This is a genomic window from Streptomyces sp. NPDC016640, assembly GCF_043076215.1.
Taxonomy (GTDB): domain Bacteria; phylum Actinomycetota; class Actinomycetes; order Streptomycetales; family Streptomycetaceae; genus Streptomyces.
On record NZ_JBIBRG010000009.1, the window covers coordinates 42,005 to 65,044 of the forward strand.

The 23,040-nt window shown below is 73.4% G+C and carries 18 protein-coding genes; 3 read left to right on the forward strand and 15 right to left on the reverse strand.

Annotation, left to right across the window (positions count from 1 at the left end):
* Positions 1 to 141: 141 nt before the first annotated feature.
* The 8 genes from ACF07S_RS19880 to rimP form a co-directional block, all read right to left on the reverse strand.
* Positions 142 to 3,612, reverse strand: a complete 3,471-nt coding sequence (locus ACF07S_RS19880; protein ID WP_391974688.1) for a trypsin-like peptidase domain-containing protein — start codon at positions 3,610 to 3,612, stop codon at positions 142 to 144.
* 247 nt (positions 3,613 to 3,859) lie between these two features.
* Complete coding sequence (gene truB / locus ACF07S_RS19885; RefSeq protein ID WP_391974689.1) at positions 3,860 to 4,765, reverse strand: tRNA pseudouridine(55) synthase TruB; 906 nt, start codon at positions 4,763 to 4,765, stop codon at positions 3,860 to 3,862.
* Entirely contained in the window at positions 4,762 to 5,211 is a 450-nt protein-coding gene (gene rbfA / locus ACF07S_RS19890; RefSeq protein WP_391965534.1) for a 30S ribosome-binding factor RbfA, read from the reverse strand. The genes truB and rbfA overlap by 4 nt, the downstream gene beginning before the upstream one ends.
* Before the next feature lie 49 nt (positions 5,212 to 5,260).
* Entirely contained in the window at positions 5,261 to 5,554 is a 294-nt protein-coding gene (locus ACF07S_RS19895; RefSeq protein ID WP_391965533.1) for a DUF503 domain-containing protein, read from the reverse strand.
* Positions 5,555 to 5,749: 195 nt separating this feature from the next.
* A complete protein-coding gene (gene infB / locus ACF07S_RS19900; protein ID WP_391965532.1) occupies positions 5,750 to 8,863 on the reverse strand; it encodes a translation initiation factor IF-2 in 3,114 nt (1,037 codons plus the stop codon).
* 186 nt (positions 8,864 to 9,049) lie between these two features.
* Positions 9,050 to 9,331, reverse strand: coding sequence for a YlxR family protein (locus tag ACF07S_RS19905; protein WP_391965531.1), 282 nt, complete (start codon positions 9,329 to 9,331; stop codon positions 9,050 to 9,052).
* A gap of 101 nt (positions 9,332 to 9,432) precedes the next feature.
* Complete coding sequence (gene nusA, locus ACF07S_RS19910; protein ID WP_391965530.1) at positions 9,433 to 10,419, reverse strand: transcription termination factor NusA; 987 nt, start codon at positions 10,417 to 10,419, stop codon at positions 9,433 to 9,435.
* A gap of 2 nt (positions 10,420 to 10,421) precedes the next feature.
* Complete coding sequence (rimP, locus tag ACF07S_RS19915; protein ID WP_391965529.1) at positions 10,422 to 10,952, reverse strand: ribosome maturation factor RimP; 531 nt, start codon at positions 10,950 to 10,952, stop codon at positions 10,422 to 10,424.
* A gap of 207 nt (positions 10,953 to 11,159) precedes the next feature.
* On the opposite strand from rimP, the gene ACF07S_RS19920 reads away from it, so the two are divergent.
* The 3 genes from ACF07S_RS19920 to ACF07S_RS19930 are packed head-to-tail and all read left to right on the forward strand — an operon-like array spanning position 11,160 to position 13,123.
* On the forward strand, positions 11,160 to 11,702 hold the full coding sequence (locus tag ACF07S_RS19920) for a hypothetical protein (RefSeq protein WP_391974690.1): 543 nt from the start codon (positions 11,160 to 11,162) through the stop codon (positions 11,700 to 11,702).
* Positions 11,699 to 12,163 (forward strand): ferritin-like domain-containing protein, encoded by a 465-nt coding sequence (locus ACF07S_RS19925; RefSeq protein WP_391965527.1) that lies wholly within the window; start codon positions 11,699 to 11,701, stop codon positions 12,161 to 12,163. The genes ACF07S_RS19920 and ACF07S_RS19925 overlap by 4 nt, the downstream gene beginning before the upstream one ends.
* A gap of 45 nt (positions 12,164 to 12,208) precedes the next feature.
* Positions 12,209 to 13,123: an aminoglycoside phosphotransferase family protein gene (locus tag ACF07S_RS19930; RefSeq protein ID WP_391974691.1), complete on the forward strand. Its 915-nt coding sequence runs from the start codon at positions 12,209 to 12,211 to the stop codon at positions 13,121 to 13,123.
* 228 nt (positions 13,124 to 13,351) lie between these two features.
* Here the strand turns inward: ACF07S_RS19930 and ACF07S_RS19935 are convergent, their stop codons facing one another.
* From ACF07S_RS19935 to ACF07S_RS19965, 7 genes are all read right to left on the reverse strand, one after another.
* The gene (locus ACF07S_RS19935) at positions 13,352 to 15,052 is read right to left on the reverse strand and encodes a proline--tRNA ligase (protein ID WP_391974692.1); all 1,701 of its coding nucleotides are present in this window, start codon (positions 15,050 to 15,052) and stop codon (positions 13,352 to 13,354) included.
* Positions 15,053 to 15,166: 114 nt separating this feature from the next.
* Positions 15,167 to 15,733 (reverse strand): GNAT family N-acetyltransferase, encoded by a 567-nt coding sequence (locus ACF07S_RS19940; protein ID WP_391974693.1) that lies wholly within the window; start codon positions 15,731 to 15,733, stop codon positions 15,167 to 15,169.
* Between the two features lie 26 nt (positions 15,734 to 15,759).
* Positions 15,760 to 16,608, reverse strand: coding sequence for a GNAT family N-acetyltransferase (locus tag ACF07S_RS19945; RefSeq protein WP_391965523.1), 849 nt, complete (start codon positions 16,606 to 16,608; stop codon positions 15,760 to 15,762).
* A 143-nt stretch (positions 16,609 to 16,751) separates the two neighbouring features.
* The gene (gene ispG / locus ACF07S_RS19950; RefSeq protein WP_391965522.1) at positions 16,752 to 17,909 is read right to left on the reverse strand and encodes a flavodoxin-dependent (E)-4-hydroxy-3-methylbut-2-enyl-diphosphate synthase; all 1,158 of its coding nucleotides are present in this window, start codon (positions 17,907 to 17,909) and stop codon (positions 16,752 to 16,754) included.
* Between the two features lie 348 nt (positions 17,910 to 18,257).
* The gene (locus tag ACF07S_RS19955) at positions 18,258 to 19,550 is read right to left on the reverse strand and encodes a M50 family metallopeptidase (RefSeq protein WP_391965577.1); all 1,293 of its coding nucleotides are present in this window, start codon (positions 19,548 to 19,550) and stop codon (positions 18,258 to 18,260) included.
* Between the two features lie 8 nt (positions 19,551 to 19,558).
* Positions 19,559 to 20,821 carry a 1-deoxy-D-xylulose-5-phosphate reductoisomerase gene (gene dxr, locus ACF07S_RS19960; RefSeq protein WP_391974694.1) on the reverse strand — a complete coding sequence of 421 codons (1,263 nt, stop codon included), beginning with the start codon at positions 20,819 to 20,821 and terminating at the stop codon, positions 19,559 to 19,561.
* Between the two features lie 113 nt (positions 20,822 to 20,934).
* Positions 20,935 to 22,875 (reverse strand): acyl-CoA dehydrogenase family protein, encoded by a 1,941-nt coding sequence (locus tag ACF07S_RS19965; RefSeq protein ID WP_391974695.1) that lies wholly within the window; start codon positions 22,873 to 22,875, stop codon positions 20,935 to 20,937.
* Between the last annotated feature and the right edge of the window lie 165 nt (positions 22,876 to 23,040).

The window sequence follows — 23,040 nt, forward strand, 5'->3', positions numbered from 1 at the left end:
TGTGCCTGCTCCTTGTCGAAACCTCGTCGGACGAACCCGAGTCCGTGGACTTCCCTGCGCAGCTCTAAGGGTGCCATGCCGTGTGCCGGGGGCCCGCATCGGTATGGGGGCTGTGTGACGGGGGCGCCCGGCGGCCCGGGGTCAGGCGGGGACGGTCGTGTCCGCCGGGTTCTCGAGGGTCCGGCGGGTGCCGGGTCCCACGAGCAGGGCCCACTCGCGCGGGGCGTCCGCCAGCCAGCCGGCCACGGCGGCGGCGAACCCCGGGACGTGGCGGCCGAGGTCGGCCAGGCAGCGGTCGAGGCGGGCGGCGCCCTCCGCGGTGCGGGCGAGCAGCAGCCCGGCGCCGTGGACGAGTACGCGCAGGTCGGGGCCGGTGTTCCGGGCGGCTGCCCGCAGCACCGCCTCCAGCACGCCGGGGTCGGTCTCGCGGGTGAGCAGGACGTCGAGCAGTTCGCGGCGCAGTGGGCGGGAGGCCGGTGTCCCGGGGGCGGCGAGAACTGCGGCGAGGGCCGCCCGCAGCGGTTGCGGACCGCCGTCCAGCAGCCCGGTGATCAGGCCCCGGAGTACGGCACGGACGGCGGGGCCCCGGTCCAGCCGGCGGTCGGCGTACGCGGCCACGTGTCCCGTCAGCTCCGGCCGCCGCTCCGCCGCCTCCCGCACGAGTGCGGCGACCGGGCGGGAGAGGGCGGGGGTGGTGGCGTCGGCGAGGGCGCGGAAGGTCTCCCCCGCGTCCACCCGGGCCAGCCTGGTCCGGAAGGCGTCGAGCACGGGCTCCGGGTGGGTGCCGAGGGCGCCGGTCAGCGCGCTCGGCGGCAGGTGCGGGTCACCCGCCGCGAAGTGTTCCAGGGCCCGCGCGAGGTGCCGGTCCCTGCTGTTCGGGTCACGGACGAGGAGGGCGAGCGCGCCGCCGTGCAGTTCGCGGTCGGCGCTGCGGACGAGTACGGCGAGGGCCGCGTATCTCAGCAGGGTGCGGTCGGTGTCGTCGCGTGCGTGCGGCGCGGCCCGCAGCCCGTAGGTGATCGCCGCGGCCCGGCGCGCGGGGCGCGGGTCCTTCGCCCACCGGTCCGCGGCCCGGCAGACCGCCGCGGTCTCCTCCTCCGCCAGCACGGTGAGCAGCTGGTCGGCCCGCCGGTGCGCGCTGTCGGCGAGCGCCTCCGTCAGCGCGTCCAGGGCCTGGTGCCGGTGGGTGTGCAGCAGCGCCTGCGCGGCCGTCGCGACGGTCGCGTGCGGGGTGGCGGGCAACGGCCGCTCGTCCTCGAACCAGCGGATCACATGCGGCAGTACGGCGACGGGGTCGGCGGCGAGCAGACCGGCGGCGGCGTCGAGGAAGCGGGGCCCGCTCTCGCACGGGGGGCCGTCGGCGTGGACCAGCCGGCGCAGCAGCGCGCACCGCGCCCGCAGCGGCAGCCGCAGAGCGGTCCAGAAGGCGGGACCCAGCTCCGGTCGCACGGACCGGCGCTGCTCGCGCCAGGCCACGACGCGGTCGGTCAGCAACCGCAGCACATCCGTGTACGGGGTCGCGTCGGGCACGCGGGTGAGGGTCTCGGTGAGCAGGCGGGCGGCCCACCACGCGTCGGGGTCGGCGTCCAGGGCGTGCGTCAGGTCCGTCAGCCGGGAGGCGAGGCGGCCGGTGCCGTGCCGGCGGGCGAGGAGCAGCAGGGCCTGGACGACGGGGCCGACGCGGTGGTGCGGCACGGCGTCGGGGCTCCGCGGGGCGCGCCGGTCGTGGACCAGGGCGCGCAGGGCGCCGTCGAGGTCGAGGTGGATGCCCTGGAGCCAGTCGGCGAGTTCCTCGTGGGCGAACCGGTAGCCGGTCCCGGCCGGGACGAGGAGGCCCTCGGCGAGGACGGCCGGGGCCCAGCCGGTGCCGCCGCCGAGCCGGTCCGGTGCGCGGTCCCACGGGAACACCGTGTCGAACGTCTGCGGGTCCAGCTCGCCCTGCCGGCCGGCGAGGCTGCGCCGGGCGGCCTCGTGCACCTGTCCCGCCACCCTGGCGGCCAGCCGGCGTACGGCGGTGCCGCGGATCCCGTTCTCCTCGGCGAGGCGGACGGCGATGCGCAGGCAGGTCAGGTCCAGGTGGGCCGAGAGGACGAGGTCGCGGTCGGCGGGGACGACGGGGGCGTCGGGGGCGTCGGGGGCGGCACCGGTCTCCGGAGCGGTGCCGTCCAGGGCGGCCCGGACCTCGGCGAACAGTCGCAGGGTCAGGGGGTGCCGGGCGTCGGCGTCGGTCACGGCGCCCTCCGGGACGCCGAGGCGGGCGCGGGCCCGGCGGGCCTCCTCGGCGGTGAGATCGCCGAGCGCCACGCACGCGGGCAGCCCGTCGGGGCGGGGTTCGCCGGTGTGCAGGGACTTCTCCGGGAACCCCGCCTCCTCCCAGTGCTCCGCGCGGCAGGCCACCACCAGCCGTGCTCCCACCGCCCGCAGCCACCGGGCGGTGGCGGCGGCCCACTCGGCGCGGCGGTGCGCCGGGACCGGTGGCGTCTCCTCGGGGTCGTCGAGGAGCAGCAGCAGGGGGCGGCCGGCGGCGTGGGCGAGCCGGGCGAGGCGCTCCGGGCCCAGGTCGCCGAGCGCGTCCGCGGGGGGTGCGAAGGGGGTGAGCGTGGCGGCGACCTCGGCGGCGGCACGGTCGGTGACCCGGCGGACGGCGTCCGCGACCGAGCCGTCGTCCTCGCGCAGGTCCGCGCCGCGCAGCCGGAGCGTCGGGCGGCCGGCACGGTGGCGCCGGGCGGCCAGCGCCGCGAGTTCCGTGGTGCGGCCGGTGCCGGGGGGTCCGACGAGGCCCAGCACCGTGGCCTCGCCCCGCTCGAACGCGGCGAACTCCGAGTGGAGGGCGGGCCGTTCGACGGGCTCCGGCGCCCCGGGCGGCCGGTGCCGTGCCACCGTGGCGGCCGTGAGCCGCACCAGCCCGGCGAGGTTGAGGTCGGTGCCGTAGGCCGGGACCGTCGCCCTGTTCTCGGCGAGCAGACCGGCGAGCGCGGTCTCCCCGCAGGCCCCCGGGAACAGCGGTACGGCGAAGCCCACGTCGCGGTCGTCCGAGCGCAGGGCGGTGCCGATGACGCCGAGCACCGTGCCGGTGGTGGCGTCGAGCACCGGACCGCCCGCGGCTCCGCCGCCCAGGCGCAGGGCGTCCCGGCCGGCGGTGCCGACCGCCAGCTCCAGGGCGCCTCGCAGGATGTGGGGGCGGTCGGTGGCGGTGTAGGTCACGGTGTTCGTGCCCAGCACGCGCGCCTCGCGCCAGCCCTCGGCGGCGATCCGCACGTAGGCGCCCGTTTCGACGCTCCCTCGCGCGGTGACGGGCAGCGGTGCGACACCGAGCCCTTCGGTGCGGATCAGGGCCAGGCCGAGCGTGGGCAGCGGGGTCACCGCGTCGGCGGTCACCACGTGGTGACGGTCCCCGGCGCCGTACAGCACGAGGAGGGGCAGGCCGTCGACGGCCTCGTGGCCGGTGAGGACCGTGCCGTGGTGGTCGGCCGCGAAGCCGGTGCCGCGCGGACGGCCGGCGAGGTCCTGGATGCGGACCAGGACGGCGTCGGCGGGCCCGCCTCGCACGGTGACCTCGGTGCGGTTCGAGGAGAAGTCCCCGCGGTCGGGGGATCCGTTTCGCGACGGCATCGTCGGGCCTCCCGCCGTGCATCCGTGCCCTTGTCCGCGACAGTACGGCCGGGATGATCAGCGGGACAGACCGCTCGGCGAACGCGCCCCCTTCCGCTCCCCCGCTTCACTCCGAGCGCCCGCGCTTACGGGTGAACGGAGCGGGGTGGATGGATAACCCTAGGGGTGGGGGAACCGAGGGGGGACCGTGGAGCGGCGGCACGTCCATCCCCGTGACGCCGCTCCACGGACGGGCCCGCCGGTGCCGTCAGCTGAAGACGGCCAGGCTCCTGGCCTTGCCGCGGTGTTCCTCGACGAGGGCCAGGAACCGGCCCTCGGGCCCGAAGACGGCGACGGCTCCGGAGCCCGCGTACGCCTCGGGCATCTCCAGCCGCACGCCGTTGAGGAGGAGCCGGGCCCGGTGGGCGTCGACGTCCCAGCGCGGGAACGCGGCGGTGGCGGCCTCGGCGACCGGCATCACGGACAGCTCCTCCTGGAGCTGGTCGAGGGTGCGGGCCGCGTCCAGCTTGTAGGGGCCGACGCGGGTGCGGCGCAGCGCGGTGAGGTGCCCGCCCACGCCGAGGCCGGCGCCCAGGTCGCGGGCGAGGGCGCGGATGTACGTCCCGGAGGAGCAGACGACGGAGACCACCAGGTCGAGCACGGCCGTGCCGTCGTCGGCGACGGCTTCCCGGACGTCGTACACGGAGAACGAGGAGACGGTGACCGGCCGGGCCGGGATGTCGAACTCCTCGCCGTCCCGGGCGCGCTTGTAGGAGCGCACGCCGTTGATCTTGATGGCGCTCACCTTGGACGGCACCTGCATGATGGCGCCGGTCAGCTCGGCGACGCCGGCGTCGATCGCCTCCCGGGTGACGTGGGAGGCGTCGGTGGAGGAGGTGATCTCCCCCTCCGCGTCGTCCGTGAGCGTGTTCTGCCCGAGCCGGACGGTGCCCAGGTACTCCTTCTCGGTCAGCGCCAGGTGACCGAGGAGTTTGGTCGCCCTCTCGACGCCGAGGACGAGGACGCCCGTCGCCATCGGGTCGAGGGTCCCGGCGTGGCCGACGCGCCGGGTGCGCGCGATGCCGCGCATCTTGGCGACCACGTCGTGCGAAGTGAAGCCCGACGGCTTGTCCACGATGACAAGTCCGTCGGGCGTGGTGGGCTTCTGGGTCATTCGGCGGTGTCGTCCGTCTCGTCGTCGTCCGGCTTGCGGTACGGGTCGGCCCCGCCGGCGTACGTGGCGCCTGCGGACGCCTCGCGCACCTTGGCGTCGGACTGGCGCGCCTTGTCGAGGAGGTCCTCGATGGTGCGGGCCGTGTCCGGCAGCGCGTCCATGACGAAGGCCAGGGTCGGCGTGAACTTCACGCCCGCCGCCCGGCCCACCTCGGAGCGCAGGACGCCCTTGGCGCTCTCCAGACCGGCCGCGGCGGCCGCCCGCTCCTCGTCGTCCCCGTACACCGTGTAGAAGACGGTCGCCTCCCTGAGGTCGCCCGTGACCCGGGTGTCCGTGATGGTGACGTGCGAGCCGAGCCGCGGGTCCTTGATCCCGCGCTGCAGTTTCTGGGCCACCACCTCTCGGATGAGGTCCGCCAGCCTTTTCGCCCGCGCGTTGTCGGCCACTGGTCCGTCTCCCGTTCTTTCCTGTCTGCGTATCTCTGGGGTGTGGTCGTCAGTCGTCTTCGCCGTGGAAGCGCCGCCTGACGGACAGCAGTTCCACCTCGGGGCGCCCGGCGACCAGCCGCTCGCACCGGTCCAGTACGTCGGTCAGATGCCCCGCGTCGCCGGACACCACGGCCAGGCCGACGACGGCCCTGCGATGGAGGTCCATGTGATCCACCTCGGCCGCGCTCACCGCGTACTTGCGCTGGAGTTCGGCGACGATCGGGCGGACGACGGAGCGCTTCTCCTTCAGCGACCGTACGTCGCCGAGGAGGAGGTCGAAGGACAGCGTCCCCACATACATGAGTGCAACCGGTTCACCCGCCGGCACGGGATCGATGGCCCCGCCATCCGTGGTGGGCGGGGACATCAGAACCGTACAACGAAGGAGGCGGACCGATCGACGGATATTGCGCCCGGCGGACCGCGCCGCCCTCCCCGCACGCACGAGCCGGCCGGCGGGACTGCTGTCCCGCCGGCCGGCACACACCGTGGGGTGTTACACCCGCGGCTTCTCGCGCATCTCGTACGTCGCGATGACGTCGTCGACCTTGATGTCGTTGAAGTTTCCGAGGTTGATACCGCCCTCGAAGCCTTCGCGGATCTCGGTGACGTCGTCCTTGAAGCGACGCAGACCCTCGATGTTGAGGCTCTCCGCGATGACCTTGCCGTCGCGGATGAGGCGCGCCTTGGTGTTGCGCTTGACCTCGCCGGAGCGGATGAGCACACCCGCGATGTTGCCCAGCTTGGACGACTTGAAGACCTCGCGGATCTCCGCCGTGCCGAGCTCGACCTCCTCGTACTCCGGCTTGAGCATGCCCTTGAGGGCCGCCTCGATCTCCTCGATCGCCTGGTAGATGACCGAGTAGTACCGGACGTCCACGCCCTCGCGCTCGGCCATCTGCTGTGCCCGCCCGGCGGCGCGCACGTTGAAGCCGATCACGATGGCGTCCGAGCCCATCGCCAGGTCGATGTCGGACTCCGTGACCGCACCGACGCCGCGGTGCAGGACGCGGATGTCGACCTCTTCGCCGACGTCCAGCTGGAGCAGCGAGGACTCGAGGGCCTCGACCGAACCGGAGGCGTCACCCTTGATGATCAGGTTCAGCTGCTGGATCTCGCCGGCCTTGAGCACCTTGTCCAGGTCCTCCAGCGACACGCGGCGCGTGCGCTTGGCGAACGCGGCGTTGCGCTCGCGGGCGGCGCGCTTCTCGGCGATCTGACGGGCCGTACGGTCCTCGTCGACGACGATGAAGTTGTCGCCCGCGCCCGGGACGTTGGTCAGGCCCAGGACCTGGACCGGCGTCGACGGGCCCGCCTCGGCGACGTTGTTGCCGTTGTCGTCGAGCATGGCGCGCACGCGGCCGTAGGCGTCGCCCACCACCATCGTGTCGCCGACCCGCAGCGTGCCTCGCTGGACGAGGACGGTCGCCACGGCACCGCGGCCGCGGTCGAGCCGGGACTCGATCGAGATGCCCTGCGCGTCCTGCGTGGGGTTGGCCCGCAGGTCGAGCGAGGCGTCGGCGGTGAGGATGACGGCCTCGAGGAGGCTGTCGATGTGCAGACCCTGCTTGGCGGAGATGTCGACGAACATCGTGTCGCCGCCGTACTCCTCGGCCACCAGGCCGTACTCGGTCAGCTGACCGCGCACCTTGACCGGGTCCGCGCCCTCGACGTCGATCTTGTTGACCGCGACGACGATCGGGACGTCGGCCGCCTTGGCGTGGTTGAGCGCCTCGACCGTCTGCGGCATGACGCCGTCGTTGGCCGCGACGACCAGGATCGCGATGTCGGTCGACCGCGCACCACGGGCACGCATGGCGGTGAACGCCTCGTGGCCCGGGGTGTCGATGAAGGTGATCTTGCGCTCTTCTTCGTTGACCTCGGTCGCGACCTGGTAGGCACCGATGTGCTGGGTGATGCCGCCGGCCTCGCCCGCGATGACGTTCGTCTTGCGGATGGCGTCGAGCAGCCGGGTCTTTCCGTGGTCGACGTGACCCATGACGGTGACCACCGGCGGGCGGACCACCAGGTCCTCGTCGGAGCCCTCGTCCTCGCCGAACTCCAGGTCGAAGGACTCGAGCAGCTCGCGGTCCTCCTCCTCCGGGCTGACGATCTGAACGTTGTAGTTCATCTCGCCGGCGAGGAGGTGGAGCGTCTCGTCGGTGACGGACTGGGTCGCGGTGACCATCTCGCCGAGGTTCATCATGACCGCGACGAGCGACGCCGGGTTGGCGTTGATCTTCTCCGCGAAGTCGGTGAGCGACGCACCGCGCGACAGGCGAATGGTCTCGCCGTTGCCGCGAGGCAGCATCACGCCGCCGACCGACGGGGCCTGCATGGCCTCGTACTCCTGGCGCCTCTGCCGCTTCGACTTGCGGCCGCGACGCGCGGGACCACCGGGACGGCCGAAGGCGCCCTGCGTGCCACCGCGGCCACCGGGACCGCCGGGACGGCCACCGAAGCCGGGACGGCCACCGCCGCCGCCGAAGCCGCCACCGCCGCCGGGACGACCGGCGAAACCGCCGCCGCCACCACCGGGACGACCGGCACCGCCGCCGGGACCGGCCGGACGGCCGGCGAAACCGCCGCCGCCACCGGGACGACCGCCGCCACCGGCGCCGCCGGGACGACCCGCACCGCCCGGACCGCGGCCACCGGGGCCGGGACGCGGGCCGGCAGCGGGACGCTGCGGCATCATGCCGGGGTTGGGACGCGGACCGCCGGGGCCGCCGCCGGGACGGGGGCCGCCCTGCGGACGCGGCATCGAGCCCGGCGTCGGGCGCTGTCCGCCCGGAGCCTGCGGACGCGGACCGCCGCCGCCCTGACCACCGGGGGTCTGCGGACGGGGACCGGCGCCGGGGGCACCGGGACCGGGACGCGCGCCCTGCGGACGCGGCGCCTGCGGACGGGCCATTCCGGTGGAGCCACCGGAGGTGAAGGGATTGTTGCCGGGACGCGGACCGGCCGGGCGGGCGCCCGGACGCGGAGCGCCGCCACCGGGACGCTGACCCTGACCGGCCGGACGGCCCTGGCCGCCCTGACCCTGGCCCTGACCCGGGCCGCCGGAACGGCCGCCGGGCCTGGGGGCACCGGGACGCGCGCCACCGGGCTTCGGACCGGACGGGGCCGGGGCCGCCGCCGCGGGCGGAGCCGCCGGCGGGGCCTGGAACTCCGGGGCCGCCGGAGCCGGACGCGGCGCGGGGCGCGGGCCCGGCGTCGGACGGGAGGCCGCCGGCGAGGAAGCCGACGGCGCTGCCGGCGCTGCCGGAGCCGCCGGCGGCTGGGCCGCGGCGGGCTTGGGTGCGGCCGGCGGCTTGGGTGCGGCCGGACGCTCCCCCACTGGCCTGACGCCGTGGGAGGGACCCCCAGCCTGCGCCGGGGAAGGCGCGGCGGGCCTGGGGGCGGCCTTCCGGGGCGCACCGGGCTTCGCGGCGGACTTGCCGTTGCCCCCGCCCTGCTGGAAGGCGTCGGTCAGTTTGCGTACAACGGGCGCTTCGATGGTCGAAGACGCCGAACGGACGAATTCACCGAGTTCCTGGAGCTTGGCCATGACGACCTTGCTCTCGACACCGAACTCCTTGGCGAGTTCGTAGACCCGGACCTTAGCCACTTCGCTCCTCTGAGGTCCGGGTTGCGTCCGGACCGTCGCTAGTTCATGGGCGTACTCATCGCGTACTCATCGAGTGCTCATCGCAATCTCGACCTGCTTTCGACTCGCGAGGTACCAGACCGCACGAGGGGTTCCGTGCGGCATGTTCTTACCGTGTTGCCTGCCCAGTCGGCTCAGAGCCACTGCTCAGCAACCTTGTGCCCGCTCGACGTAGTGGCGCAACGCCTTTACGTCGAGCGGCCCCGGGACGCGTAGCGCCCGAGGAAACGCCCTGCGGCGCACTGCCTGGTCGAGACAGACCGGGACGGGGTGCACGTACGCACCCCGGCCGGGCAGCGTACCGCGAGGATCCGGGACGCACGCGTCCTCGATCGCCACGATCCGCAGCAGCTCGTTCTTGACCGCTCGCTCCCGGCACCCCACGCAAGTGCGCTCGGGGCATACGCCAGCACGTGTCCGGCCAGACACTCCCTAGTCTACCTCCCCGGAGCGACCTCACCCCTTCGGGGCGAGAATCGAACAGTGCCGCGAGCGAAGCTGTCGTGATGTCAGCGTCCCGCGGCTTGGATCTATTCCCCGGTCTGCTCCGTGTCCGGCCGGATGTCGATCCGCCAGCCGGTCAGACGGGCGGCGAGACGGGCGTTCTGCCCCTCCTTGCCGATCGCCAGGGAGAGCTGGTAGTCCGGCACGATGACCCGGGCGGACCGGGCCGCCATGTCGACGATCTCCACCTTGGAGACCCGGGCCGGCGACAGCGCGTTCGCCACCATCTCGGCCGGGTCGTCGGACCAGTCCACGATGTCGATCTTCTCACCGTTCAGCTCGCCCATGACGCTGCGCACCCGGCCGCCCATGGGGCCGATGCAGGCGCCCTTGGCGTTCAGACCGGAGCGGGTGGACCGGACCGCGATCTTCGAGCGGTGACCGGCCTCACGGGCGATCGCGGAGATCTCCACCGAGCCGTCGGCGATCTCCGGCACCTCCAGGGCGAACAGCTTCTTCACCAGGTTGGGGTGCGTGCGCGACAGGGTGACGGACGGACCGCGCACGCCCTTGGCGACCCGGACGACGTAGCTGCGCAGCCGCATGCCGTGCGGGTAGGTCTCGCCGGGCACCTGCTCCTGCACCGGCAGGATGGCCTCCAGCTTGCCGATGTCGACCAGCACGTTCTTCGGGTCGCGGCCCTGCTGGACCACACCGGTGACGATGTCGCCCTCACGCCCGGCGTACTCGCCGAGCGTCGCGTCGTCCTCGGCGTCGCGCAGGCGCTGCAGGATGACCTGCTTGGCCGTGGTGGCGGCGATACGGCCGAAGCCGGACGGGGTGTCGTCGAACTCGCGGGCCTCCTGGCCCTCCTCGATGTCCTCGGGGTCCTCCTTCGCCCACACGGTCACATGTCCGGTCTCCCGGTCGAGCTTCACGCGCGCGTGGCGGCGGCTTCCCTCGGTGCGGTGGTAGGCGATGAGGAGGGCCGATTCGATCGCCCCGACCAGCAGGTCGAAGGAGATCTCCTTCTCCCGTACCAAGCCCCGCAGGGCGCTCATGTCGATGTCCACGGCTACGCCTCCTCTTCCTTCTTGTCGTTCTTGTCGTTCTTGTTGCCGGACGCGTCGTCCTTGCGGTTGAACTCGACCTGGACGCGCGCCCGGGTGATGCCGTCGAAGGCGAGTCTGCGCGCGGTGGCCTTGCGGCCCTTCACTCCGGGCACCTCGACGTCGAGGCCTTCGTCGTCCACCTCAAGGATCCTCGCGACCAGTTCGCCGCCCTCGGCGAGCTGGAACCGCACCAGACGGCCGGTGGCGCGCACGTAGTGCCGGTGCTCGGTGAGGAGGCGCTCCGCGCCCGGGGTTCCGACTTCCAGGGTGTACTCCCCGCCGCCCATCGCGTCCGTCTCGTCGAGCTTCGCCGAGAGCGCGCGGCTCACATCGGCGATCCGGTCCAGGTCCGCACCGGTGTCGGAGTCGACGACGACGCTCAGCACACGCTTGCGGCCGACCGAGTCCACGGCGATCTCCTCGAGGTCCAACCCCTGGGAGCTGACGAGCGGTTCCAGAAGTTCTCGAAGCCTCTCGCTCTGGGTGGTGCTCATCCGGGTGACTCCTCGGCCGCGTGTGCTGTTGTGGGATGGGGCGCGTGTCTGCTCAAAGGGTATCCGGTCGCGGAGGGTGTTGCCGTCCACCCGGTCACGGAGGGTGCCGCTGACCGCTGCCGGGCGGGCGCCCGGGTACCGTGATCACGGGCCAGCGGCCCCTTGCCTTCGTCGCCCCGTTCGTACGAGCCCCCGAGGACGTCTGCCGTGCCGTTCCCCTCGTCTCCGCGCGCCCGTTCGGGGCCGCGCAGAAGGAGTCTGCTCACCGTCGCCCCGGCGGTCCTGCTGGCTGCGGGCTGCTCCGCCGGGTCCGGCGGCTCCGGCACCGGCGGCAGCCGGCCCTCCGCCGCCGACCGGGCACGCGCGCGTGCGGCCCGGGACAGCAGGGCGCTGGCCGAGCGGTACGACGCGGTCGTCGCCGCGCATCCGAAACTGGCGGAGCGGCTGCGTCCGCTGCGCGCGGAGGTCGTACGGCACGAAAAGGCGTTCGGCGGCGCGCCGGTGGCGTCGCCCTCCGGCTCCGCCTCGCCGTCGCCCACCGGATCGGCTTCGCCCCCGGCCTCCCCGGCGGCCGCCGTGCCCGCGCGGGAGAAGGACGCCCTCGCCGAACTCGCCGCCGCCGAGCGGGAGATCGCCAGCCGGCGCGCGGAGGCGCTGCTGGACGCGCCGGGCGAGCTGGCCCGGCTGCTGGCCTCGGTGGCGGCGGCCGGGGCGGCGCACGCGTATCTGCTGACGGAGGCGGGACGGTGAACGAGGCGGAGGACCGGGAACTGCGGGCCCTGCAGGCGGCCCTGGCGGCGGAGCACGCGGCGGTGTACGGCTACGGGGTCGTCGGCGGGCGGATCGGCCGGGAGCGGCGCACCGAGGCACGCACGGCGTACGACGCGCACCGGGCGCGCAGGGACGCGCTGGTGCGCGCGGTGCGGGACGCGGGCGGCGAGCCCGTCGCCGCCGCCGCGGGGTACGCGCTGCCGTTCCCGGTGCCGGACGCGGCCTCGGCGGTGCGGCTGGCGGCGGAGCTGGAGGACCGGGTGACCGGGGTGTACGCCGATCTGGTGCGCGACAGCACGGGGGAAGGGCGCCGGGGAGCCGCCGAGGCGATGCGGGAGGCGGCGGTGCGGTCGGTGCGCTGGAGCGGCGGGAGCGTAGCCTTCCCTGGGCTCGCCGAGCGGGGCGGTACGGCTTCGGGGACCCCGGCGCCGACGGCGTGACGGGGCGGCGGGCACCGCGTACAGCAGGAAGGAAGCGACTCGCGCATGGTTTTCGACCCGCCGCAGCGGCTGGTGAGGGCGCTCGCCGAGACGGCGCCCGGGGGCGACGCCTGGCTGGAGCGGCTGCCGGAGGTGGCGCGCGGGGCCGTCGCACAACGCGAGTTGACGGTGGAGCGGGTCCAGGTGCCCGGCGGGCGCAGCAGCCTGGTCGTCCTGGTGCGCACGGCGGACGGCGCGCCCGCCGTGCTGAAGCTGGCGCCGCGCCGGGCGCGCCCGGAGGGCGAGCGGGCCGCGCTGGCCCACTGGGACGGGCGGGGAGCGGTCCGGTTGCTGGAGCCGCCCGCCTCCGGGACCGAGGGTGTGCTGCTGCTGGAGCGGTTGCACCCGGACGTGTCGGTGCGGTCGCTGCCGGAGGCGAAGGCGCTGCTGGAGGCGGCGGGGACGCTGCGCCGGCTCTGGGTGGCTCCGCCGCACGGGCAGGACGGGCACGTCTTCGAGACGGTGGCCGAGCGGACCGGCCGGCAGGCCCTGGCGATGCGGGCGGGTGCGGCGGCCGATCCGGAGGTCGCGCCGCTGGTGGAGGCGGCGCTCACCGCGCGCGAGGAGCTGGTGGCCGCGCCGCCGGAGCACAAGCTGCTGCACGGCACGTTCCGGCAGAGCAAGGTGCTCGCCGGGGACCGGACGCCGTGGCTGGCGGTGGGGCCGGATCCGGTGGTCGGCGAGTGCGCCTTCGACCTGGCCCGGCTGGTCCGCGACCGGGTGGAGGACCTCATCGCCCAGCCCTCCGGCGCGACGACGACCCGCCGCCGGGTGAGACGCCTCGCGGAGTCCCTGGAGGTCGACCGGGAACGCCTGGCCGGATGGACCCTGTTCCGCGCGGTGGAGTCGGGCGTACGCGCCCGGCGCGTCGGCCGCGAGCGCGACGCGGAACTGCTCCTGGAGTTCGCGAGCTGGTTCTAGTGCCGCGTCAGCCGGGGCAACCCCTGGCTGACGCGGCGCCAGGGGCCGGTCGTGCGGATCGGGTCGCCGGGAGGAGACGGTCCTGTTCGGTGCCGGTGCGCGGGCTCCGGCGCGTGCGGGACCCGGGCACGCGCGGGCGGACGCGGACCGGGGCGCCCGGGCACGCCCCCTCGCACGACGGCCGGGCGAGCCCGTGCGGGAGCGGGGCACCGCACGGGCTCGGTGGGGTCAGGCGGTGAGGCGGGCGACCGCCTCGTCGACGGTGAGTTCCTCGCGCTCGCCGGTGCGGCGGTCCTTGACCTCCACGATGCCGTCGGCCGCGCGGCGGCCGACGACCAGGATGTGCGGGACGCCGATCAGCTCCGAGTCGGTGAACTTCACGCCCGGGGAGACGCCGGCCCGGTCGTCGACCAGGACGCGGAGGCCGGCGGCGGACAGCTTCTCGGAGACGTCGAGGGCGAGCTCGGTCTGCAGGGCCTTGCCGGCGGCGACCACGTGGACGTCGGCCGGGGCGACCTCCGCGGGCCAGCACAGGCCCTTGTCGTCGGCGGTCTGCTCGGCGAGGGAGGCCACCGCGCGGGAGACGCCGATGCCGTAGGAACCCATGGTGACGCGGACGGGCTTGCCGTTCTGGCCGAGGACGTCGAGCTTGAGGGCGTCGGCGTACTTGCGGCCCAGCTGGAAGATGTGGCCGATCTCGATGGCGCGGTCCAGCTTGAGGCCGGTGCCGCACCGGGGGCAGGGGTCGCCCTCCTGCACCACGACGACGTCCACGTAGGCGTCGACCTCGAAGTCGCGGCCCGCGACCACGTTCCGCGCGTGCGTGTCGGCCCGGTTGGCGCCCGTGATCCAGGCCGTGCCCGGCGCGACGCGCGGGTCGGCGACGTACTTCACCTTGTCCCGGCCCTGCGGGCCGACGTAGCCGCGGACCAGGTCGGGGCGGGCGGCGAAGTCCGTCTCGGTGACCATCTCGACCGTGGCCGGGGCGAAGTGCGCCTCGACCTTGTCCATGTCGACCTCGCGGTCGCCGGGGACGCCCACGGCGACGATCTCGCCGTCGACCTTGACCAGCAGGTTCTTCAGTGTGGCCGAGGCCTCCACGCCGAGCTGGGCGGCGAGGGTCTCGATGGTCGGGGTGTCCGGGGTGGGGATGTCCTCGGCGGCCGGGACGCCGGAGGCGTCGACCGGCCGCAGCTCGTAGGCGACCGCCTCGGTGTTGGCGGCGAAGTCGCAGTGGGGGCAGTCCGCGAAGGTGTCCTCGCCGGCTTCGGCGGGCGCGAGGAACTCCTCGGACTTGGAGCCGCCCATGGCGCCGGCGGTGGCCGCGCAGATGCGGTAGTCGAGGCCGAGGCGCTCGAAGATCTTCTGGTAGGCCGCGCGGTGCAGGGCGTAGGACCGGGCGAGGCCCTCGTCCTCCAGGTCGAAGGAGTAGGAGTCCTTCATCAGGAACTCGCGGCCGCGCAGGACGCCGGCCCGGGGGCGGGCCTCGTCGCGGTACTTGCTCTGGATCTGGTAGAGGGTGACCGGCAGGTCCTTGTAGGAGGACACCTGGTCCTTCACCATCAGGGTGAAGATCTCCTCGTGGGTGGGGCCGAGGAGGTAGTCCCCGCCCCTGCGGTCCTGCAGGCGGAACAGCTCGGGGCCGTACTCCTCCCAGCGGCCGGTCGCGTCGTAGGGCTCACGCGGCAGCAGTGCGGGGAGCAGCACCTCCTGGGCGCCGATGGCGTCCATCTCCTCGCGGACGATGCGCTCGACGTTGGCGAGGACCTTCTTGCCGAGGGGCAGCCAGGTCCAGATGCCGGCGGCGGTGCGGCGCACGTAACCGGCGCGGACCAGCAGCTTGTGGCTGAGGACCTCGGCATCCGCCGGGTCGTCGCGCAGCGTCTTCGCCATCAACTGGGACATGCGCTGGACCGGTGCGTTCGCCATGGTTGTCGTACTCCTGCTGATGGGGGTCCCCCCGCCCGAGCGCGGCCGGGAGTGGAGGAGGGTGATGACAGGAGGTTAGCCGGGCCGGAGGGGGCGGCGGTAATCGATTGTCCGTCATTCGCGAAGGAGGGGCAGCGGGGCGCCCATGACGGCGTACGGCTTGACGGCGCTGGGGAAGTGGACCTGGCGGGCGAGGTCCCGGTAGCCGAGCGACCGGTACAGGCGGCGGGCGGGGCTCTCGATGTCGATCGCGGAGAGGATCGAGCGGGGCTGGTCGGCGCCGTCGGTGATCGTGGTGATCAGCGCGCGGCCGATGCCGTGCTTCTGGTACCGGGGGTGGACGTGCAGTTCGGTGATGACGAACGAGTCGTCGAGCCAGTCCTCGTGGCCCTGCGCACGCAGACGGGGTTCCACGACGGTGGACCACCAGTGGGAGCGGTCGTTGGGCATGCCGTAGACGAAGCCGGCCAGCCGGCCCCGGGTGGTGGCGCCGAGGGCCCGGGCGCCCGGGAAGGTCATGTGGCGCAGCACGATCTGCCGGCGTACGGCCACCTCGTCGGGGTCGAGTCCGAACGCCACCGCCTGGACCGCCAGCGCCTCGTCGACGTGGCCGGGAAGGTCGAGCGGGCCGATCACGATGTCGTCGGGCTGGTGACGGCCGTGGCCCGGAAAGCGCAGCATGCTGGGGAGACTACAGGCCGCGCCCGTCAGAAGAGCACGCTCATGAAGGCGCCGACCTCCTGGAAGCCGACCCTTTCGTACGTCCTGCGGGCCGGGGTGTTGAAGTCGTTGACGTAGAGGCTCGCGACGGGGGCGATGTCCGTCAGGGCGTAGCGCAGGACGGACGCCATGCCGGGGGCGGCGACGCCCCTGCCCCGGTGCTCGGGGGCCACCCAGACGCCCTGGATCTGGCAGGCGCGGTCGGTCGCGGCACCGATCTCGGCCTTGAAGACGACCTTGCCGTCGGGGTCGAAGCGGGCGAAGGAGCGGCCGGCGCCGACGAGTTCGGCGACCCTGGCCTGGTAGAGCAGGCCGCCGTCGCCGGCCAGCGGGGAGACGCCGACCTCCTCGGTGAACATCGCCACGCACGCCGGCATGATCGTCTCCAGCTCGTCCCTGCGGACGCGGCGCACGGACGGGTCGGGGGCGACGGTGTCGGGCATGCGGTCGGCGACCATGAGCGGCTGGCGGGTGCGGACGTCGCGGGCCGGGCCCCACTGGGGTTCGAGCAGCCGCCACAGCTCGGCGGTGGGACCGGCGGGGCCGACGATGGAGGAGCAGCGGCGGCCTGCGCGGCGGGCGCGGTCGGCGAAGGCGCGGACGGCGCGGGGGGTGGCGCAGAGGGGCACGAGGTTGGCGCCGGCGTAGCACAGGGAGGTCAGTACGCCCCCCTCGTACCAGCCCCACATCTCGCCGCCGAGCCGCCAGGGGTCCAGGCCGGCGATCTGGACCCGGGCGGTCACGAAGGCGTTCGCGACCGGCTCGCGGTCGAGTACGGCGAGTGCGGCGTCCAGGTCGCTCGGTTCGAGGACCCGGGATGTGGTCTGCGTCAACACGCGCGGGGGCCTCACACACTGGGGTCTGCTGATTTCCGCACTGTACCCGCGGAATCCGGGGGCTGCCGCCCCCGGTCCCCTCCTGCCCCGGAGCGGGCCTCGTCCACCGGCGGGGGACGGGCCGGGTGGATCCGGCCGGCGTCTCAGCCGGCGATCGAGACCTGCGGCTCGCCGGAGGCCACGCCGTCCTTCTCCATCTCCTCGGCGATCTTCATCGCCTCCTCGATCAGCGTCTCCACGATCTTCGACTCGGGCACGGTCTTGATGACCTCGCCCTTCACGAAGATCTGGCCCTTGCCGTTGCCGGAGGCGACCCCCAGGTCGGCCTCCCGGGCCTCTCCCGGCCCGTTCACCACACAGCCCATGACCGCGACGCGCAGCGGGACCTCCATGCCGGTCAGGCCCGCCGTGACCTCCTCGGCGAGCTTGTAGACGTCCACCTGCGCGCGCCCGCAGGACGGGCAGGAGACGATCTCCAGGCCCCGCTGCTTGAGGTTCAGGGACTCCAGGATCTGGTTGCCGACCTTGACCTCCTCCACCGGCGGGGCCGACAGCGAGACCCGGATGGTGTCGCCGATGCCCTGGGAGAGCAGCGCGCCGAAGGCGACCGCCGACTTGATCGTGCCCTGGAACGCCGGGCCGGCCTCGGTCACACCCAGGTGGAGCGGGTAGTCGCACTGCTCGGCGAGCTGGCGGTAGGCCTCGATCATCACGACCGGGTCGTTGTGCTTGACGGAGATCTTGATGTCCCGGAAGCCGTGCTCCTCGAAGAGGGACGCCTCCCACAGCGCGGACTCCACCAGCGCCTCCGGGGTCGCCTTGCCGTACTTCTGCAGCAGCCGCCGGTCCAGCGACCCCGCGTTCACCCCGATACGGATCGGGGTGCCGTGTTCGCCGGCCGCCTTGGCGATCTCCCTGACCTGGTCGTCGAACTTCTTGATGTTGCCCGGGTTCACCCGGACCGCCGCGCAGCCCGCCTCAATCGCCGCGAACACGTACTTCGGCTGGAAGTGGATGTCCGCGATCACCGGGATCTGCGACTTGCGGGCGATGGTCGCCAGCGCGTCCGCGTCGTCCTGCGTCGGACAGGCCACCCGCACGATCTGGCAGCCGGACGCGGTCAGCTCGGCGATCTGCTGCAGGGTCGCACCGATGTCGGACGTGCGCGTGGTCGTCATCGACTGCACCGACACCGGGGCGTCCCCGCCCACCGCCACGGACCCGACCTGGATCCGCCGGCTCTTCCGGCGCTCGGCGAGCCTGGTCGGAACGGACGGCATGCCGAGAGAAATCGCAGTCATCTGCTGTGCAACCCCAAGTCGTGGATCAAGGTCCGGCTCCCCGTGAGCAGCGGGCTCCGGGCTCCGAGATTACGGCACTGGCCGTCGCCGGGGCACATCCCGCAGGTGAACGCGCCCGAACGGCGACGGTCCGGAACGCGGAGTGTTCCGGACCGTCGTGAACGGCGGGTGCCGCGGTCGCGGCCGGTGCCGCGCCGGCCGGGGTCCGCCCTTCGGGGAGCGGCGTCCGGTGCGTGCTCCCGGCGTGCCGGCCGGAGGTCCTCGTACCGGACGCACCCGGGCTCGCGTCCGGTGCGGTGGGAGTGCGTGCCGGGCGTCGCGACGGGGCGGACCCCGGCCGGCGCGGCACTAGGAGATCCGCACCGGGTTCACCACGTCCGCGATCAGGACGAGGATCGTGAAGCAGACGAAGATCCCGGCCACCACGTAGGCCACCGGCATCAGTTTCGCCACGTCGAACGGGCCGGGGTCGGGGCGGCGCAGCACCTTGGCGGTGTTGCGGCGCAGCGACTCCCACAGCGCGCCCGCGATGTGTCCGCCGTCGAGCGGCAGCAGCGGGAGCATGTTGAACAGGAACAGGGAGAGGTTGAAGCCCGCGAGCAGCATCACGAACATGGCCAGCTGCTGCGAGGCCGGGATGTCGAGGGTGGCGATCTCGCCGCCGACCCGGGCCGCGCCGACGACGCCCATCGGGGAGTCGGGTTCGCGCGGGCCGTCGCCGAAGGCCGCGTCCCACAGGGCGGGGATCTTGGACGGCAGGGCGGCGAGGGAGTCCACGGCGTCGCCGACCCGGTCGGTCATCCAGACCGCCGACTCGCCGAGGTCCTGTCTCACGACGCCGGTGGCCGCGCTGAAGCCGAGGAAGCCGGCCTTGACGTACTCGCCCTCGACGTAGGCGCCGTTGCCGTCCTTCTTCGCGACCAGGTTGGTGGCGATCTCCGCCTGGAGGGTGACCTCCCGGCCGTCGCGGTCGACGACGATCGGCACGGCCCGGCCGGCGCTGTCGCGGATGAGGTCGGAGAGGGTGCCCCAGTCGTCGGTCCGGACGCCGTCGAAGGCGACGATCCTGTCGCCGGCCCTCATGCCGGCGGCCTCGGCCGGGGACCGGGGGTCGGACTTCCTGCACTCGTCGCGGTTCTCGCTCTGGGAGATGACGCAGGACGAGACGGAGCTGACGGTGGTGGTCTGCTGCTGGATGCCGAAGCCCATCAGCACGATGAGGAACAGCACCACCGCGAGGATCAGGTTCATGAACGGGCCCGCGAACATCACGACGACCCGTTTCCACGGCTTGCGCGTGTAGAACAGGCGGTTCTCGTCGCCGGGCCCGAGCTCCTCGAACGCGGCCGAGCGGGCGTCCTCGATCATGCCGCGCCACGGCGAGGTGGAGCGGGCCTCCAGCCGGCCGTCGGGGCCGGGCGGGAACATGCCGATCATGCGGATGTAGCCGCCGAACGGGATCGCCTTGACGCCGTACTCGGTCTCGCCCTTGTGCCGCGACCACAGGGTCGGCCCGAATCCGACCATGTACTGGGGCACGCGGATGCCGAACATCTTGGCGGTGGACAGGTGGCCCAGCTCGTGCCAGGCGATGGAGAACAGCAGGCCGGCCGCGAAGACGACTATGCCGAGGATGAACATCAGGGTCGTCATGCACGCGCCTCCGCGCTCGCCGTCCGGACTGACAGTTCCCGGGCCCGCGCGCGGGCCCAGGTCTCCGCTTCGAGGACGTCCGACACGGTCAGTGAGGTTCCCGTCGCCGGGGTGCCGTGCTCCTCGACCACCCGGGTGACCGTCTCCATGATGCCGTTGAAGGGCAGCGCTCCGGCGCGGAACGCCTCGACGCACTCCTCGTTCGCGGCATTGAACACCGCCGGGGCGGTTCCCGCGAGCTCGCCCACGTGCCGGGCGAGGTTCACCGAGGGGAACGCCTCGTCGTCGAGGGGGAAGAACTCCCAGGTGGACGCCTTGCTCCAGTCGAAGACCGGGGCGGCGTCGGGGACCCGTTCGGGCCAGCCGAGGCCGATGGCGATGGGCCCGCGCATGTCGGGGGGCGTCGCCTGGGCCAGTGTCGATCCGTCCGTGAACTCGACCATCGAGTGGACGTACGACTGCGGGTGCACGACGACCTCGATGCGGTCGAAGGGAATGTCGTACAGCAGGTGCGCCTCGATGACCTCCAGGCCCTTGTTGACCAGGGTCGCGGAGTTGATGGTGATGACCGGGCCCATGGCCCAGGTGGGGTGGGCGAGGGCGTCGGCGACGGTGACGTCGGCGAGCTGCTCCCTGGTGCGGCCGCGGAAGGGACCGCCGGAGGCGGTGACGACGAGTTTGCGGACGTCGGCGCGGGTGCCGGCGGCCAGCGCCTGGAAGAGCGCGGCGTGCTCGGAGTCGACCGGGATGATCTGACCGGGCTCGGCGAGGGCCTTGACCAGCGGGCCGCCGACGATGAGCGACTCCTTGTTGGCGAGCGCGAGGGTGCGGCCCGCCTCCAGGGCGGCGAGGGTCGGGGCGAGTCCGATGGAGCCGGTGATGCCGTTGAGGACGGTGTGGCAGCCGGAAGCGGCGAGCTCGGTGGCCGCGTCCTTCCCGGCCAGGATCCCGGGCAGCGGCTCCCCCGCGCCGTAGCGCGCGGACAGCGCCTCGCGCAGCGCCGGTACGGCGTCCTCGCGGGCGACGGCGACCGTGCGCGCCCGGAGCCGGTGGGCCTGCTCGGCGAGGAGGGCGACCCGGCTGCCGTGGGCGGACAGGCCGGTGACCCGGAAGCGGTCGGGGTTGCGCAGCACGAGGTCGATGGCCTGGGTGCCGATCGACCCGGTGGAGCCGAGGATCACCACGTCCTTCGGGCCGTCTCCCGCCACGGGGTCGTACACCAGGTGCGGATCGGCGAGGGGAGCTGGAGCGTCGGTCATGGACCCATTGTGTCGGGTCGCCCCCACCGCCCGGGCCCCGCCCCGGCAGGCCGCGCGTGCCCGTCCGGGCGAGGGGAGGGGGCCGGGCGCCGGCCCCCTCACGTCGGTGCGGGTCAGCGGATCGGGCGGTGCACGTCGACGCGGGTGCTCGGGCCCGGCGTGGCGTCCGCGATCCAGGGGCCGTCGTCCGAGGGGTCGACGATGCCCTGTTCCAGCCATGCGTAGGTGCCGGTGAGGACACCCCTGACGACCTTGCGGTCGAGGTCGTCGGTGTTGGTCCACAGCCGGGCGAAGAGCTCGTCGACGCGGATGCGGGACTGGCGGCAGAAGGCGTCGGCGAGCTGGTACGCCTCGCGGCCGTGCTCGCCGCGTCCGCGCAGGAGTTCCGCGCGGACGCAGGCTGCGCTCATCGCGAACAGTTCGGCGCCGATGTCGACGATCCGGCCCAGGAAGCCCTGCTTGGTCTCCATCCTCCCCTGCCAGCGGGACATGGCGTAGAAGGTGGAACGGGCCAGCTTGCGGGCGGTGCGCTCGACGTAGCGCAGGTGCGGGGACAGGTCGATGCCGTGCCTGAACTCGCCGTAGGAGCCGGGGAGCTGTCCGGGGCCGGCGACCAGCTTCGGCAGCCACTTGGCGTAGAAGACGCCCGCGTTGGCGCCTGCCCTCGCCTTGTCGGAGAGGGACGTGTCGGGGTCGATCAGATCGCCGGCGACCGACAGGTGGGCGTCGACGGCCTCGCGGGCGATCAGCAGGTGCATGATCTCCGTGGACCCCTCGAAGATGCGGTTGATCCGCAGGTCGCGCAGCATCTGCTCGGCGGGGACCGCGCGTTCGCCGCGCGCCCGGAGCGACCCGGCGGTCTCGAAGCCGCGTCCGCCGCGGATCTGGACCAGTTCGTCGGCCATCAGCCAGGCCATCTCCGAGCCGTACAGCTTGGCGAGGGCGGCCTCGATGCGGATGTCGTTGCGGTCCTCGTCCGCCATCTGGGAGGACAGGTCGAGTACCGCCTCCAGGGCGAAGGTGGTCGCCGCGATGAACGCGATCTTGGAACCGACGGCCTCGTGCAGGGCCACCGGCTTGCCCCACTGCTCACGGGCCGCCGACCACTCGCGGGCGATCTTCAGGCACCACTTGCCGGAGCCCACGCACATCGCGGGCAGGGACAGGCGCCCGGTGTTGAGCGTGGTGAGCGCGATCTTCAGGCCCTGGCCCTCCTCGCCGATGCGGTGGGCGGCGGGGACGCGGACCCGGTGGAAGCGGGTGACGCCGTTCTCCAGGCCGCGCAGGCCCATGAAGGCGTTGCGGTTCTCCACGGTGACGCCCTCGGACGCCGCCTCCACGACGAACGCGGTGATGCCGCCCCGGTGGCCCTCGGACCTCGGTACGCGCGCCATGACGACGAGGAGGTCGGCGACCACGCCGTTGGTGGTCCACAGCTTCACGCCGTCGAGGACGTAGGAGTCGCCGTCCGGGACGGCGGTGGTCGCGAGCCGTGCCGGGTCGGAGCCGACGTCGGGCTCGGTGAGCAGGAACGCCGAGATGTCGGTGCGGGCGCAGCGCGGCAGGAACGTCTCCTTCTGCTCCCGCGTGCCGAAGAGCTTCAGCGGCTGCGGGACGCCGATCGACTGGTGGGCGGAGAGCAGCGCGCCGACGGCGGGGCTGGCGGAGCCGACCAGGGCGAGGGCCTTGTTGTAGTACACCTGGGTCAGGCCGAGGCCGCCGTACTTGACGTCGATCTTCATGCCGAAGGCACCGAGCTCCTTGAGCCCGGTGATCACCTCGTCGGGGATGCGTGCCTCGCGCTCGATCAGGGCGCTGTCGACCGTCGTCTCGCAGAAGTCGCGGAGCTTGGCGAGGAAGGCCTCACCACGCCGGGCGTCCTCGTCGGCGGGGAGCGGGTGGGGGTGGATGAGGTCGAGCCGGAAGCGGCCGAGGAACAGTTCCTTGGCGAAGCTGGGCTTGCGCCAGTCCTGTTCCCGGGCGGCCTCCGCGACCTGGCGGGCCTCGCGTTCGGTGACGGAGGGCCGGGACGGGGACTGGGGTACTGCGGACATGAGGCTCACCTCGCCGCGAATCGGTGGATGGGGCACGGCTCCGGAACGATCACTTGGTGTGACCTTGGGGGCTTTCGTTACCGACTGGTGCTACCCGATCGTATTTACCCGATTCGCAGCGGCCCCGCCACCCTTCGTGCCGCCGTTCGGTCCTGCCCTCGCGCC